The following is a 15,225-nucleotide window of genomic DNA, read 5'->3' as shown; positions in this document are numbered from 1 at the left end:
TGGGTCTTTGGTGTGCCTGCTTTTTGTGTACAGCAAAGAAGATGTAGGAGTGAGCCTGCTCGCGATGACGGCCTATCAGACACCGAAGCGTTTTCAGATTAAATACGACCCTCAGGCGCATACGGCGCCGGATCAATAATCGGCGCCCGGCCCAACATCACATCGGCAAACAACTGACACGACGCCGGCGCCAGCACCAGTCCATTACGGTAATGCCCGCAATTGAGCCACAAGCCGTCGAACCCTGGCACTCGGCCGATATAAGGAATCCCCTCCGGCGAGCCCGGACGCAACCCGGCCCAATGCCCGACCACTTGCGCATCAGCCAGCGCCGGCAACAGCTCGACCGCTGATGCCTTGAGGCTTTCCAGCGCAACGTCGGTCGGCGTCTTGTCGTAGCCTGCGTGCTCCAGCGTACTGCCGATCAGAATATGCCCGTCGCGACGCGGAATCGCATAACGCCCCTTGGCCAGCACCATGCTCGGCAGAAAGTCCGCAGCGCATTTATAGAGAATCATCTGCCCTTTGACGGGCTCTACCGGCAGCGTCAGGTTCAGGGTCTTGAGCAAGTCGCCGCTCCACGCCCCGGCGGTCAGTACCACCTGATCGCCAGCAATGACGCCATGGGCTGTTTCAACGCCAATCACACGTTCATCGTCGCGGGCGAAGCCGCGGACTTCGCACTGCTCGTGAATGGTCACGTTGGGCAACGCCTGCAACGCTGCTTTCAAGGACTTCACCAACCGCGGATTGCGCACATTGGCGACATCGGCCATGTAGATCGCGCGCGAAAAACCGCCGCCCAGCACCGGCACCGCGTCATGCGCCGCCGAGATATCCACAGAGCGCAGCGGGCGATTCTCGCGCTCGGCCCACGCCAGCGCCTCGGCTTCGTCGTCCAGATCCAGCCAGTACAGACCGGTAGTGTGGACCTCCGGATCAACGCCAGTGTCGGCAAACAGCCGCGCGCCGAGCTGTGGATAAAAATCCTGCGACCAGTGCGCCAGCGCGGTGACCGCCGGGCTATAACGCCACGGGTACAACGGCGACACGATACCGCCGCCCGCCCAGGACGATTCCTGGCCGAGATTCGAACGATCCAGCAGCACCACGCTGCGCACCTCGGAGGCAAGATTGTAGGCGGTGAGCAGGCCTATCACCCCGCCACCGACAATCACCACTTGCTGTTGCCTGGTCATGTTTGATCCAACCGTAAAAAAGACAGTGGGCGCAAAAGGCGCCCGAAAGAAAGCGCCTCAGCGGCCCCAGCAATCCCTGGTGGTCAGTCCGGTGGTCGCGTTGTTCATGCTCCTGACACCGGTGTTGGTCAGGGTGAAATCGCCGCACTTGTCAGTAGCCATCGACGTGCCGCTCTTGCGTGTTGCGGTGAGCACAAAGGTCTGGTCAGTGATCGTCGGCGTGAGGGTATAGAAATCATTGCCGGCACTCAGCCCGGTAACGCCGGTGTAGACATTGTTGCGGGTGTAGAACCGCTCGAGGATCTGCGCCTGTTCCGAAAGCAGCGATACCACCTCGGCGCGACGGCCTTTTTTCAGGTACTCGGTGTAGCTCGGTGCGGCGATGGTGATGACGATCCCGATGATCGCAATCACGATCATGATTTCGATCAGGGTGAAACCTCGGTTGGTTCTGCGCATGCCTCAAATTCTCGCTTACTGGATTTGTCGCCACATGATACGACGGCTGCCGCCACCGCCCTTTTCCTTGATCATCGTAAGTTTGCCACTTGTATCGCCCGCAACCTTATCCTCAGCATTTTGGGAGATAAAATTTAGGGTCGGAATGCCGCCGGTGAATACCACACCACTGGAGATAGTGTCATTACCGTCCACGACCCTATCGTTCGTAGTGTCGAGCACCGCATAGTTGAGCATCTTACCGCTGAACGCATCGAGTTCGATTAGCTTGCCAGTCCCCAAACTTGCACAGGGATCGGTGGTATCGACGCTGGCAGTGGTAAAGACGACGCGCCCCAGCACAATGCTCGCCTGATTAATGACCCGCTCGCCGGTCAGTACGTTGTTATACACCAGCGGCAAGTACCAGCCCTTCTCGCCCGGATACGTCGTATCATTCTGCGTGGTGGTCACGAACTGCCCGGTGCTGCCGGAGAACGACCCGGTAATCGCCTGCGCCTGCAAGCTGCTGACGGTAATTTGTCCCGAGCCGCCATCGGCGTCCCGTACCGAATAGAACGCTTGCAGATCCTTGTTGCTCTTGTCGGCGGTTTCGTTGAATTTGCCGGTGCCGAAGAACACCTGCTTGCCACCCTGCGGGTTATCCGCCAGCAGCGGTTGCGCGGTGATCGGCTGCGTCGCCCCGCCCGGTGCGGTGAACAACGGTTTGCCGGCAAACGCCACGCCCCAGCTTTCCGGGGCTGTCGCGCTCAAATCGAATTTCCACATGCGCCCCTTCAGGTCGCCGCCGTAGGCAGCCTGGACCACGTTCGACGAATTGACCCTGAGTTCCACCGAAGACAGGCCATTGGTGGTTTCCGTATTGTCGATAACGATTTTCCTGATCAACGAGCCATCACGCACATCCAGCACGTACAACGCCGCGACGCCGGAATTGCTGCCGTAGCCATTGGCAATGAACGCGGCCCAGCGACCATCGGCCAAGCGTGCCACTTCCGGACGGGCGTAGGCGTAACCCAGATCATTGAATGCGTTGGCCGTGTTGGCGCTGACCGGCGCACTGACTTCCCACAGCGCACGGATCACGTTGCCCGCCGAAGCATCGAACAGTTGCAGCCCGTAGAAGGTTTTACCGCCGGCACCGGTGCCGCCAATCGCCAGGGTTTTCCAGGTAGTGCCGGACTGCACGTCGAACACCCCGACCTGCCCATCCACGAGAAACTTGTGGCTGACACCGTTGACGTAATTGGTGTCGGCGATCAGGCGCAACGACGGCAGCACGCTGGACGGCATGTACGCGTAACGACGCGTGCCGTTCGCCGAATTGATCACGTTGACGAAGCCGTCGTTGGCGTTGACCACCAGACTGCTGTTCATGTTGGCCGCTTTGGTCGCCAGGTACGTGGTGTAACTGGTATCGGCGGACAGATCGGACGCGGTCTTGTCCGCAGGCGACGCGAGCACCAGCGGCGAATTGATGATGTCGCCGAGCAACACACTGCGCACTTTGAGCCCGGCCTTGTTGGTGCCTTTGCTCCATTCCACCAGATCATTGCCAGTGATGCCGGTGGGCAAGCCCTGATTGAGCGTGGTTTGCTGCGCCGGGGAAAAGTTGCCGAAGGCCAGGGATATCGGCGCGTTGCTCACGGTGTTCCACGACTGGAAAGTCGGTGCCGTGGCGGACGGTACGATGGTGGTGTCGGTGGTCCACTGCGCGCTGGACGTATTCACCGTACCGGTCGAGGTAAAGCCGAACGATCTGATTGTCCCGCGCCAATCCTTGGGATCGTAGGTGGTCTGATAAAAACTGCTGCCGCTGCTCAACGAGCTGCTGCTGGCGACACCGGCACCGCCGGAGCCGGCCTTGGAAGTGATGTCGCTCAAGGCCGAGGATAATGCCGCGTTGAGTCCGGAGCTGTCGGTAGCCTGGTAATACCGGCCCTGCCCATAACTGGCGGCGTCGGACAGCATGTCATTATCCGCCGCGAAACCGACGGTGTAGGTGTTTATGTTCTGCTTGGGAAAATCCACCGCGTTCCAGCTTTTGCCGGCCGCATCGGTGCCGGTCGAGCGCATGTCGATGTCGAAGGCAAACTTGGCGATGTCATCCAGATACAGCGTATCGCCTTCGCCGTCACCGTTGAGATTGTCGCCGTCATTGTTGACGCCATCCCAGTTCGGCAAGCGGCTGCCGCCCAATGGGTCGTTGGTGGGGAAGGTCCGATCGTAGGTCGGCAAGCCATCGGTAATCACCACGCCATAGTTTTTCTGGCAGCGATATTGAATCGGGCTGGTGTAGGTGCTCGGCGCGCCGTTGTAAAAAGGCGCGATGCCGCGCATGTAACGGGTGATCTCGTAATAGCTTTCCGCCAAGGGCGTATTGGCCACCGCGTTCAAACCGTTAATTGATGAAATCAGCGCGTTGTAGTTGGTATCGGCTTGCGCCTGGGTCACGCTGCCCGCAACCGGCGACAGATCGGTAATCGCGCGCGGGATGAAACCTCCGTTACCGGGGTTTGCGCTGGTGGCCGGGTTGAACGTCGCCAGTCCCATGCGCAAGGTACGGTTGCTGCTGACCAGCGCAGTGGACACGTTGCGTGCCACGTTCATTCGGTAATCATTGGGAATCGCACCGGTGGTGAAATCGCGGGTGCCGTTGCTGATCGCCAGACTGACGATGTAGGCAATGTAATCGGCGGAATAACGAGTGTTCTCGTTGCCCACCGGGTCAGGCAACTTCAGGCACAACGGCGCGACGCTGTTGTTGTAGAACGCATACGCGCCACCCGAGCAGCCGGACGTCGGCAGGCTCGAGAGAAACACCAGGTCGCCGGTGATCTGCGGGGCATTCAGCGCAGAGCACAATCCGAGAAAGGCATTGCACTGCCGCGCCGGTGTGCGGTTGACGTTCGGATCAAACCCGGCGGCATAAATGATGCTGTTCATGCTCCCCGAATCGTCGATCAGCAGCATCACGTTTGGCGCCACGGCGGCTGCGCTCAGCAAAGGCGAGTCGGAGGGTGTGAAGGCGTAGGCCGGCGAACTCAGATAGACACTCAGCAGCATGCCGAGCAACAGCGTCCGGCAGCGCTCAAAACTTCGCATACACACTCTCCAGCACACTGCGCGAGCTACCGGCGATACCGACAGCGGTGACTCGGTAGAGGGTCGCCGAGGTGCCGCTCGGCACGTTGACCGCGGTCAAGGTCGTGCCGATGTTCTGCACGCCATAAAAGCCATTGCCGACAGCGATCCAGGTCACTCCCGACGTCGAGTTGAGCCCCGCCGCGCTGACCACCGTCGATTCTGCCGGTGGCGCACATTGAGTGCCGCTGCATACCGCCAGCGAATAACTGTCCAGTTGCACCGCGCTTTCGCCAATCCGCAACGCAGCTTCGGCAGCCTGAAACGACTGGTTGCGCAGGCTGACGCTGCCAGCCATTTTTTCCTGCAGGTTGGCGCTCTGCATCGACGACAGGCCAATCAACGTCAGCAGCAACAGGAACACCAGACTCACCAGCAAGACCATGCCGCGTTGCGCTCGCCGTTGATGCAGAGAAATCCTCATGATCACCCCCTCACTGCAAGCGGTTGCGCAAGGCGGCAACCACGTTGAAGGTTTGACTGGCGACCCGATTGTTCGGATCGGTGAGGGTCAGGCTAAGGCGCACACTGCGGATCCGCGCGGCATCGCTGGGGTTGGCACTGTAAGTCGACGCCGCGATATCCGTGGCTGAACTGGCCAGCCCGAACATCACATTGAATGCGCTGACGTTATTCACCAGCACCTGTTGCGTCGGGTTGCCGCTGCCGGTGCCCATCAGGATCTGATTGTTGCTGAAGCTGTAGACCAACCGCCGGATCGGGAATGCGAGCTGCCCGCTGGCTGCGGTTCGTAATCCGGTGTAGGCGACGGCGCTGTTGCGGCAATCGGAGAGCACCGTCCAGGTTGGCGTAGCGCCAGCATTGCCGACGTCGGCGGTGACCAGGGTCAGTTTCAGGTTGGCGTTGTCCCAACTGATCGGCGCGAGTTGCGCCCCGTTGAAATCGCCGGCGCTGCTGGAGTCGGTGATGGTGCCGAGACAACCGAACATGCCGACCATGCGGATTTCCTGAATCATTTTGCTCAATACGAAGCGCGCGTCTTCCTGCATCGCGGCGGCGCTGTTCTGGCTGACGTAGGTGTTTTTTGCGGCGATGAAAATCTGCACCACGCCGAGTACCACGATCAGGCCCAGCGCCAGGGCGACCAGCAATTCGATCAGGCCGAAACCCTGCTGTTGGCGTTTCATGGCGATACCACCGGATCGACCGCGGCGCGGCTGCTGAGGACGAAGCTACGCGCAGCGCTAGCAGTGTTGGCGGCGCGCGCGTCGCTCCAGGTGATGGTGATGGTGTACACGCGCTGATTACGGGTGATGCTGCCCGTGGCAGTCGGGCCGCCGAAGTTGGCAATGTTGGTGGTGAAATCGTAGAGATCCTGATCCCGCGCCACATTGAGATTGCCCGACGTCGGTGGCGTGGCGGTGTAGTCGGCAGCGGAATTGGCGCGGATGCGGTCCATCATGTCGTAGGCGATGAAACTGGCCTGGCTGGTCATCCGCGAGCTGTCGGTGTACTTCAGCGCGTTGAGTTGCACTGCCGCCGCGCCAAGCAAGCCGACCGTGAGAATCAGCAACGCGACCAGCACCTCGATCAGCGTCATTCCTCGCTGCGTCCGTTGACTCCCTGCCCTCATCCGCAATTTCCACCCAATTGAATTCGTCCGTTCAGACACACGTTCAGCGTCCTGCTTTGCGTACCCAGCGTGTAACTGATGATCACCGCCGTCGAGGGTGCCGCCAGACCGCCGAGATTATTGAAATCCAGTGCGATCACTCCTGAGGGTAGCGTCAGAGTCGCGCCGCTGCTCATCGCTGGAACAACCCGCAATACATTGGCTGGATTGCCAGTACTGTCGTAGACCGCCAGCTCACCGGTCCAGACGCTGCCGCCAGCCGTTGGCCGCAAACGGGTGGTGACACCGCGGTTGATCGCCTCAAGGCGGGCAAAGTTGATCGCTCGTTGCAAGTCACCCATTTCGGTATCGGCTTTGCTGCCCTGTATCGAACGGGTAAAGGCCGGGACCGCCAAGGTGATCAGGACCAGAAACACGGCGATCGCCACGAGCAACTCGATCAGCGTGAAACCTTTTGTACGAAGATCCATCGATGCCCTCCGTTGCCGTCGGCTATACCTGCTTCTACACGCTAGAACATTCAGCCGACCTGTGTCGGTTGATTTGCCCTGCCCGGCGCACGGAGCGCGCCATCCATCACGTTCCACGGAGGGAGTCTTCATGTCACAAAACGGTTTCAGCCTGATCGAATTGCTTATGGGACTGGCGATCGGCGCAATTGTTCTGCTGCTGGTCAGCCCCGCGCTGGCCAGCCTTAAAGAGTCGAGTCACCGCGAGCTGGCGGCGCAATCCTTGTTCGAGGGCATCCGCAACGCCCGCAGCCTGGCCATCACGCGTAATCAGAGTGTGGTGATCCATGGGATCAATGGCGACTGGAGTCAGGGTTGGCGGATCATTCTCGACATCAGTGGCAAGGGCGCCAAAGACGTCAGCAATCCGCTGCTGGTGGAACAGGCAAGTGCCATGCAGGTGCCGATTGTCGGCAATTGGGCGGTGAGTCGTTACGTGCGCTTCAGCAGTCTGGGGCAACCGCTGATGCCCGGGCGGGCTTTTCAGGCAGGGACATTACATGTCTGCTCGGCGCGCGAGCCGGTCAGCCAGCAGCAGATCGTGCTCGCCGCGACCGGTCGCGTGCGCCTGAGCCGCGCAAAGACGGCGCAGGCGTTGTGTCAAAAAACCGAGCGGGTCAGATCGAGCGCACACGCAGCTCTTTAGGCATCGAGAAGGTGATGTTTTCCTCGCGCCCGGCCAGTTCATCGGCACCGGTGGCGCCCCAGGCCTGCAACTGCTGAATGACGCCACGCACCAGCACTTCCGGCGCAGAGGCACCGGCGGTAATGCCGATACGCTCGACACCATCGAACCAGCTCTTTTGCATGTCTTCGGCGCCGTCGATCAAGTAGGCCGGAGTGGCCATGCGTTCGGCCAGTTCACGCAGACGATTGGAGTTGGAGCTGTTCGGGCTGCCGACCACCAGCACCACGTCGCATTCGTCAGCCAATTGCTTGACCGCGTCCTGACGGTTTTGCGTGGCGTAGCAGATGTCGTCCTTGCGCGGACCGCCAATTGCCGGAAAACGTGTACGCAAGGCGTCGATGACGCGACTGGTGTCGTCCATCGACAGGGTCGTCTGAGTGACGAAGGCCAGTTTTTCCGGGTTGCGCACCTGCAGTTCGGCCACGTCTTTCTCGTCTTCGACGAGGTAGATCGAGCCGCCATTGCTGGCGTCGTACTGGCCCATGGTGCCTTCGACTTCCGGGTGCCCGGCGTGGCCGATCAGAATGCACTCACGGCCATCGCGGCTGTATTTGGCGACTTCGATATGCACCTTGGTCACCAGCGGACAGGTGGCGTCGAAGACTTTAAGGCCACGACCGGCGGCTTCATTGCGCACGGCCTGAGAGACGCCATGGGCACTGAAGATCACGATGACGTCATCCGGCACCTGATCGAGTTCTTCGACGAAAATCGCGCCACGACTGCGCAGGTCCTCGACAACGAACTTGTTGTGCACCACTTCATGACGCACGTAGATCGGCGGCCCGAACACTTCGAGGGCGCGGTTGACGATTTCGATCGCCCGGTCCACGCCGGCGCAGAAGCCACGGGGGTTGGCGAGTTTGATTTGCATGCTGTGCCTCGTGTCTTGCGCGCAAAAGCTATGAAAAACCATTGTAGGAGTGAGCCTGCTCGCGATGGCGGTATGTCAGCCAACATCAATGTTGAATGTCAGGCACCCATCGCAAGCAGGCTCACTCCTACATTTTTAGATCGCTTTGACGGAAATGATTTCCACGTCAAAGGTCAATGTTTTGCCGGACAGCGGGTGGTTGAAGTCGACGGTCACTTGCGCGTCGTCGAACTCTTTTACCACGCCCGGCAGTTCAGTATTGGCCGCATCGTTGAAGATCACCAGCAGACCCGACGACAGTTCCATGTCGGCGAACTGCGAGCGCGGGATGACCTGGACGTTTTGCGGGTTCGGCTGGCCGAAGGCGTTTTCCGGCTCGACGGTCAGCGTGCGCTTGTCGCCAGCCTTGAAGCCGAACAGTGCCGCTTCGAAACCCGGCAACAGGTTGCCGTCGCCGACCTTGAAGGTCGCCGGGGCTTTGTCGAACGTGCTGTCGACGGTGTCGCCGTTTTCCAGGCGCAGTGCGAAATGCAAAGTGACTTCCGTGTTCTGGCCGATGCGTTGCTCAGCCGATACCTGTTCAGTCATGAGCGGTCTCTTCGGTTTTCTTCGGTTTGAACATGTCCAGCGCCAGCATGATCGCGCCAACAGTGATCGCGCTGTCGGCGAAGTTGAACGCCGGGAAGTACCAGCGGTTCTGCCAGTGCACCAGAATGAAGTCGATCACATGGCCCAGGGCGATGCGGTCGTACAGATTGCCCAGCGCGCCGCCCAACACCAGCGCCAGAGCGATAGCCAGCCAGGTGTCGTTGCGGCCCAGGCGCTTGAGCCAGACCACCAGGACACAGCTGACCACGATGGCGATCAGGGCGAACAGCCAGCGCTGCCAGCCGGAGCTGTCAGCAAGGAAGCTGAAGGCAGCACCGGTGTTATAAGCCAGGGTCCAGCTGAACAGATCAGGAATTATCACGATCTGCTGGAACATTTCGAGCCTGCCTTCGAAGTAGAACTTGCTGGCCTGGTCGATGACCAGAACCAGCAGGCTCAACCATAGCCAGCTCAACCGTCCGAAACGGCCAATGGCATCAGGCATAGTGACGAACCTCGCCAGTGCCGCTGATGTTGTCGACGCAACGACCGCAGATTTCCGGATGCTCCGGGTTCACGCCGACGTCTTCGCGGCAGTGCCAGCAACGGGCGCACTTCGGGAAGGCCGATTTGACGATCTTCAGTTTCAGACCGCTGACTTCGGTCGCGACCGCGTCCGCGGGTGCCTGAACAAACGGCGCAACGCTGGCGGTCGAAGTGATCAACACGAAGCGCAGTTCGTTGCTGAGTTTTTCCAGATCGGCGCTCAGCGCGTCTTCGGCGTACAGCGTCACTTCGGCCTGCAGGTTGCCACCGACGGCTTTCGCCGCCCGCTGGATTTCCATTTCCTTGTTGACCGCTGCCTTGACCGCCATCACCCGGTCCCAGTATTCGCGGCCCAGTTCGACGTTGTCCGGCAGTTCGGTCAGGCCTTCGTACCAAGTGTTGAGCATCACCGATTCGTTACGCTCGCCCGGCAGGTATTCCCACAACTCGTCAGCGGTGAAGGCGAGGATCGGTGCGATCCAGCGCACCAGCGCTTCGGAGATGTGGAACAGCGCGGTTTGCGCCGAACGGCGGGCCTTGCTGTTGGCGCCAGTGGTGTACTGACGGTCCTTGATGATGTCGAGGTAGAAACCGCCCAGCTCCTGCACGCAGAAGTTGTGGATCTTCGAGTAAACGTTCCAGAAACGGTATTCGCCGTAGTGCTCTTGCAGCTCGCGTTGCAGCAGCAGGGTACGGTCGACCGCCCAACGGTCCAGCGCGAGCATTTCTTCAGCCGGCAGGATGTCGGTGGCCGGGTTGAAGCCGCTCAGGTTGGAAAGCAGGAAACGCGCAGTGTTACGGATACGACGATAGGCGTCGGCGCTGCGTTGCAGGATCTGGTCGGATACCGCCATTTCGCCGGAGTAGTCGGTCGAAGCGACCCACAGACGCATGATGTCGGCGCCCAGGGTGTCGTTGACTTTCTGCGGCGCGATCACGTTGCCCAGCGACTTGGACATCTTGCGCCCGGCTTCGTCGACGGTGAAACCGTGGGTCAGCAGTTCGCGGTACGGCGCGTGATTGTCGATGGCGCAGCCAGTCAGCAGCGAGGAGTGGAACCAGCCACGGTGTTGGTCCGAGCCTTCCAGGTACAGGTCGGCACGCGGGCCGCTGTCATGACCCATAGGATGCGAACCGCGCAGGACGTGCCAGTGCGTGGTACCCGAGTCGAACCAGACGTCGAGGGTGTCGCTGATCTTGTCGTACAGCGGCGCTTCATCGCCAAGCAGTTCGGCAGCGTCCATCTTGAACCAGGCTTCAATGCCTTCGACTTCAACGCGCTTGGCCACTTCTTCCATCAGTTCGACGGTGCGCGGGTGCAGTTCGCCGCTTTCCTTGTTGAGGAAGAACGGGATCGGCACGCCCCAGTTGCGCTGACGCGAGATGCACCAGTCCGGACGGTTGGCGATCATCGAGTGCAGACGCGCCTGGCCCCAGGCCGGGACGAATGAAGTGTCTTCGATGGCCTTGAGCGAACGCACGCGCAGGGTGTCACCGCTGGTGGGCTCTTTGTCCATGCCGATGAACCACTGCGCGGTGGCGCGGTAGATCAGCGGGGTCTTGTGGCGCCAGCAGTGCATGTAGCTGTGTTCGATGACCGTGGTGTGCATCAGCGCACCGACTTCGGTGAGCTTGTCGACGATCGCCGGGTTGGCCTTCCAGATGAACTGGCCGCCGAAGAATTCCAGCGACGGCACGTACACGCCGTTGCTCTGCACCGGGTTGAGGATGTCGTCGTTGACCATGCCGTATTTCTTGCAGGTCACGAAGTCGTCCACGCCGTAGGCCGGAGCGGAGTGAACCACTCCGGTGCCGGCGCCCAGTTCAACGTAGTCAGCCAGATAAACCGGCGACAGACGGTCATAGAACGGGTGACGGAAGTTGATCAGTTCGAGTTGTTTACCGGTGGTGGTAGCGATGACCGAGCCTTCGACGCCATAGCGAGTCAGGCAGGCTTCGACCAGTTCCTCAGCCAGTACCAGCAACTTGTCGCCGATATCCACCAGCGCATAGTTGAATTCCGGGTGAACGTTCAGCGCCTGGTTGGCCGGGATGGTCCACGGGGTGGTGGTCCAGATCACGATCGCCGCAGGCTTGCTCAGCGATGCCAGGCCGAACGCGGCAGCCAGTTTGGCTTCGTCAGCGATCGGGAATGCGACGTCGATGGTCGAGGACTTTTTGTTCTCGTATTCGACTTCCGCTTCGGCCAGCGCCGAACCGCAGTCGAAGCACCAGTTCACCGGCTTCAGACCCTTGAAGACGAAACCGCCCTTGACGATTTCGGCGAGGGCGCGGATTTCACCGGCTTCGTTCTTGAAGTCCATGGTCTTGTACGGGTTGGCCCAATCGCCCAGCACGCCGAGACGGATGAACTCGGACTTCTGCCCTTCGATCTGCTCGGTGGCGTAGGCACGGCACAGTTCGCGGGTCTTGTCCGCGCCCAGGTTCTTGCCGTGGGTCACTTCAACCTTGTGCTCGATCGGCAGGCCGTGGCAGTCCCAACCCGGAACGTACGGCGCATCGAAACCCGACAGGGTCTTCGAGCGGATGATCATGTCCTTGAGAATCTTGTTCAGTGCGTGACCGATGTGAATCGTGCCGTTGGCATACGGAGGGCCGTCATGCAGAACGAACTTCGGACGATCCTTGCCAATCTCGCGCAACTTTCCGTACAGGCCAATACTGTCCCAGCGCTGCAGGATCTGCGGTTCGCGCTGTGGCAGGCCGGCCTTCATTGGGAAGGCGGTGTCCGGAAGGTTTAGCGTGGCTTTATAGTCGGTCATTTAAGGCTCTTCATTAGCGATGGGCGCTAGGTGCGGCTAGTGCACGGGCGGCGGCGACATCCGCGTTGATCGCCGTTTTCAGTGCCTCCAGGGAGGCGAAACGCTGCTCTTCACGCAGCTTCTGGTGGAAAACCACCGTCAAACGCCGGTCATACAGATCGCCGGCAAAATCTAAAAGATGGACTTCGAGGTGGGCCTTGCCATCACCTTGTACCGTGGGCCGCACGCCGATATTGGCGACACCGGGCCAGGTCTTGCCGTCGATATCGACATTCACCAGATACACCCCGGTGAACGGCACGCGACGACGCTTGAGTTGCACATTGGCAGTGGGCGTACCCAGTTGCCGGGCCAGTTTCTGGCCATGGAGCACGCGACCGGCGATCCGGTACGGGCGGCCGAGCAAGCGTTCGGCCAAGGCGAAATCAGCCGCGGCCAAGGCGTTGCGCACTTGCGTGCTGCTGACGCGAATGCCGTCCAGCTCGACGGTTTGCGCCGCTTCGACGGTGAAACCGTGCATCTGCCCGGCCTGCAGCAGAAAATCGAAATCGCCGAGGCGATCGCAACCGAAGCGGAAATCGTCACCGACCTCCAGATGCTGGACGCCGAGGCCATCAACCAGGATGGTGTCGACGAACTCGCTGGCGCTGAGCTTGCTCAAGCGCTGGTTGAAGGCCAGGCACAACACCCGGTCGACGCCTTCGGCGGCCAGCAGTTGCAGCTTGTCACGCAAGCGCGCCAGACGCGCCGGCGCGGTGTCGGGAGCAAAGAATTCCCGTGGCTGCGGCTCGAAAATCACCACGCAGCTGGGTACGCCCAACTCGAGCGCACGCTCACGCAGCCGGGCCAGGATAGCCTGGTGACCACGGTGAACACCGTCAAAGTTGCCAATAGTGGCGACGCAGCCCCGATGCTGGGGGCGCAAGTTGTGGAGGCCTCGAACCAGCTGCATAACGCGCTTCTTGCTCATAAAGTGGTCGATTATAACCACACCCGACGGTCGACGACAGGCAACACCGTAACGCAAAGTGATCGAGCCGACAAAACTGCCGGCCCATGCCTGCGGATAAAGGCTGAAACCTTAGCTCAGGGCCTTGCGATTGAAGTCGCGCAGACGGAAACCGAGCAGCAGCAACATGCCGAAATAGGCCACCACCCCAGCAACCACCAGCGCGCCAAGACGCAGGAAGCGCTCAAGCATGTGACCTTGATCCCAGGCCGGCATGAAGTGCATGCCCGCCAACAACACCGCCGACATGACCGTGACCGCCACAACCAGTTTGAAACCGAATTTGCCCCAGCCTGGCTGCGGCTGATACATCTTCTGCTTGCGCAACTGATAGAACAGCAGCCCGGCATTCAGGCAGGCCCCGGCACTGATCGCCAACGCCAGACCGGCATGGGCCAACGGACCGATCAACGCCAGGTTGAACAACTGCGTGCAGACCAGGGTGAAGATGGCGATCTTCACTGGCGTGCGGATGTTCTGTTGCGCATAAAAGCCCGGCGCCAGCACCTTGATCACGATGATGCCCAATAAGCCGACCGAATAGGCAATCAACGCACGCTGAGTCATTTCAGCGTCGAAGCCGCTGAACTGGCCGTACTGAAACAGCGAAACCGTCAACGGCTCGGCGAGAATGCCCAGCGCCAGTGCGCACGGCAACACCAGCACGAAGCACAGGCGCAAGCCCCAGTCGAGAATCCGCGAATATTCGTGGCGATCCTTGTTGGCGTAAGTCTTCGCCAGCGTCGGCAGCAAAATCGTGCCGAGCGCCACACCGAGAACGCCGGACGGCAATTCCATCAAACGGTCGGCGTAATACATCCACGACACGGAACCGGCGACCAGAAACGAGGCGAAAATCGTGTTGATGATCAGCGAAATCTGGCTGACCGAAACCCCGAGAATCGCCGGCAGCATCTGCTTCATCACCCGCCACACGCCGGTATCGCGCAGGTTCAGGCGCGGCAGCACGAGCATGCCGATCTTTTTCAGGTGCGGCAGTTGATAGAGCAACTGCGCCAGACCACCGACCAGCACCGCCCAGCCTAGGGCCATGACTGGCGGATCGAAGTACGGCGTAAGAAACAATGCAAACACGATCATGCTGACGTTGAGCAGCGTCGGCACGAACGCCGGCACGGAAAATCGGTTCCAGGTATTGAGGATGGCGCCGGCCAGCGAGGACAGCGAGATCAGCAATATATAAGGAAAGGTCACCCGCAGCAGATCGGAGGTGAGCTGGAATTTTTCCGGCGTGTCGGTAAAACCCGGCGCCGTTGCCCAGATCACCCAAGGCGCAGCGAGCATGCCCAGCGCCGTGACCAGCGCTAGGACCAGGGTCAGCAGGCCGGTCACGTAAGCAATGAACGTACGAGTCGCCTCTTCGCCCTTCTGACTTTTGTATTCGGCGAGAATCGGTACGAAAGCCTGGGAAAATGCGCCCTCGGCAAAGATTCGCCGCAACAGGTTGGGCAGCTTGAACGCAATAAAGAAGGCGTCCGTGGCCATTCCGGCGCCGAATATGCGCGCGATCAAAGTGTCCCGTACGAAACCCAGAACCCGGGAAAGCATGGTGATAGAGCTGACCGCGGCCAGCGATTTGAGCAGATTCATTGAGGGAATGGGTGCCTGTCGATAAACAGCAGGCGAACAATGCGCCTACTTGTGCGATACTCCGCGCCGCAACAGCACAGAGCCAAAGCTCGCGAGTTTACAGGTCAAGCGCCGGAAATAAATATCCCGCCTCTTTATACCTACCACTTAGCGGAACGATTCAAGTGCCCTTGACAAGACAAGTCTTCATCGGCATGATTCGCGGCCTATTTTGTTTGCTA

Annotated in this window: 14 protein-coding genes; 1 reads left to right on the top strand and 13 read right to left on the bottom strand. The window is 60.2% G+C overall.

Translation table 11 applies throughout. The annotated features are described in order from the left end of the window. Window positions 1-98 precede the first annotated feature (98 nt). Genes thiO through ACGSLL_RS22500 form a run of 7 tightly spaced genes read right to left on the bottom strand, consistent with a single transcriptional unit; the run spans window position 99 to window position 6,866 of the window. Window positions 99-1,199, bottom strand: coding sequence for a glycine oxidase ThiO (gene thiO, locus ACGSLL_RS22530; RefSeq protein ID WP_394507985.1), 1,101 nt, complete (start codon window positions 1,197-1,199; stop codon window positions 99-101). A gap of 57 nt (window positions 1,200-1,256) precedes the next feature. Beyond that, the gene (locus ACGSLL_RS22525; protein WP_394507984.1) at window positions 1,257-1,658 is read right to left on the bottom strand and encodes a type IV pilin protein; all 402 of its coding nucleotides are present in this window, start codon (window positions 1,656-1,658) and stop codon (window positions 1,257-1,259) included. A gap of 15 nt (window positions 1,659-1,673) precedes the next feature. Beyond that, window positions 1,674-4,763 (bottom strand): pilus assembly protein, encoded by a 3,090-nt coding sequence (locus tag ACGSLL_RS22520; RefSeq protein ID WP_394507983.1) that lies wholly within the window; start codon window positions 4,761-4,763, stop codon window positions 1,674-1,676. After that, window positions 4,750-5,226, bottom strand: coding sequence for a pilus assembly PilX family protein (locus tag ACGSLL_RS22515; RefSeq protein WP_394507982.1), 477 nt, complete (start codon window positions 5,224-5,226; stop codon window positions 4,750-4,752). Before ACGSLL_RS22515 ends, ACGSLL_RS22520 begins: the two co-directional genes overlap by 14 nt. A gap of 10 nt (window positions 5,227-5,236) precedes the next feature. Then, the gene (locus tag ACGSLL_RS22510) at window positions 5,237-5,950 is read right to left on the bottom strand and encodes a PilW family protein (RefSeq protein ID WP_394507981.1); all 714 of its coding nucleotides are present in this window, start codon (window positions 5,948-5,950) and stop codon (window positions 5,237-5,239) included. Further along, the gene (pilV, locus tag ACGSLL_RS22505; RefSeq protein ID WP_394507980.1) at window positions 5,947-6,396 is read right to left on the bottom strand and encodes a type IV pilus modification protein PilV; all 450 of its coding nucleotides are present in this window, start codon (window positions 6,394-6,396) and stop codon (window positions 5,947-5,949) included. Before pilV ends, ACGSLL_RS22510 begins: the two co-directional genes overlap by 4 nt. After that, entirely contained in the window at window positions 6,393-6,866 is a 474-nt protein-coding gene (locus ACGSLL_RS22500) for a GspH/FimT family pseudopilin (RefSeq protein ID WP_394507979.1), read from the bottom strand. Before ACGSLL_RS22500 ends, pilV begins: the two co-directional genes overlap by 4 nt. A gap of 130 nt (window positions 6,867-6,996) precedes the next feature. On the opposite strand from ACGSLL_RS22500, the gene ACGSLL_RS22495 reads away from it, so the two are divergent. Next, window positions 6,997-7,551 (top strand): GspH/FimT family pseudopilin, encoded by a 555-nt coding sequence (locus ACGSLL_RS22495; protein WP_394507978.1) that lies wholly within the window; start codon window positions 6,997-6,999, stop codon window positions 7,549-7,551. On the opposite strand, the gene ispH is transcribed toward ACGSLL_RS22495, so the two are convergent. The 6 genes from ispH to murJ form a co-directional block, all read right to left on the bottom strand. Beyond that, window positions 7,523-8,467, bottom strand: a complete 945-nt coding sequence (gene ispH / locus ACGSLL_RS22490) for a 4-hydroxy-3-methylbut-2-enyl diphosphate reductase (protein ID WP_394507977.1) — start codon at window positions 8,465-8,467, stop codon at window positions 7,523-7,525. The two genes, ACGSLL_RS22495 and ispH, sit on opposite strands and share 29 nt — an antisense overlap. Window positions 8,468-8,602: 135 nt before the next feature. Then, window positions 8,603-9,055 (bottom strand): FKBP-type peptidyl-prolyl cis-trans isomerase, encoded by a 453-nt coding sequence (gene fkpB, locus ACGSLL_RS22485; RefSeq protein ID WP_394507976.1) that lies wholly within the window; start codon window positions 9,053-9,055, stop codon window positions 8,603-8,605. Beyond that, on the bottom strand, window positions 9,048-9,560 hold the full coding sequence (lspA, locus tag ACGSLL_RS22480) for a signal peptidase II (RefSeq protein ID WP_394507975.1): 513 nt from the start codon (window positions 9,558-9,560) through the stop codon (window positions 9,048-9,050). The genes fkpB and lspA overlap by 8 nt, the downstream gene beginning before the upstream one ends. After that, complete coding sequence (ileS, locus tag ACGSLL_RS22475; protein ID WP_394507974.1) at window positions 9,553-12,384, bottom strand: isoleucine--tRNA ligase; 2,832 nt, start codon at window positions 12,382-12,384, stop codon at window positions 9,553-9,555. The genes lspA and ileS overlap by 8 nt, the downstream gene beginning before the upstream one ends. 13 nt (window positions 12,385-12,397) lie before the next feature. Beyond that, entirely contained in the window at window positions 12,398-13,336 is a 939-nt protein-coding gene (gene ribF / locus ACGSLL_RS22470; protein ID WP_394507973.1) for a bifunctional riboflavin kinase/FAD synthetase, read from the bottom strand. A gap of 129 nt (window positions 13,337-13,465) precedes the next feature. After that, a complete protein-coding gene (gene murJ / locus ACGSLL_RS22465) occupies window positions 13,466-15,004 on the bottom strand; it encodes a murein biosynthesis integral membrane protein MurJ (RefSeq protein WP_394507972.1) in 1,539 nt (512 codons plus the stop codon). Window positions 15,005-15,225: the final 221 nt, after the last annotated feature.

The organism is Pseudomonas retamae, from assembly GCF_043496865.1.
GTDB lineage: Bacteria > Pseudomonadota > Gammaproteobacteria > Pseudomonadales > Pseudomonadaceae > Aquipseudomonas > Aquipseudomonas retamae.
This window is presented reverse-complemented; position numbering and strand designations above follow the sequence as displayed.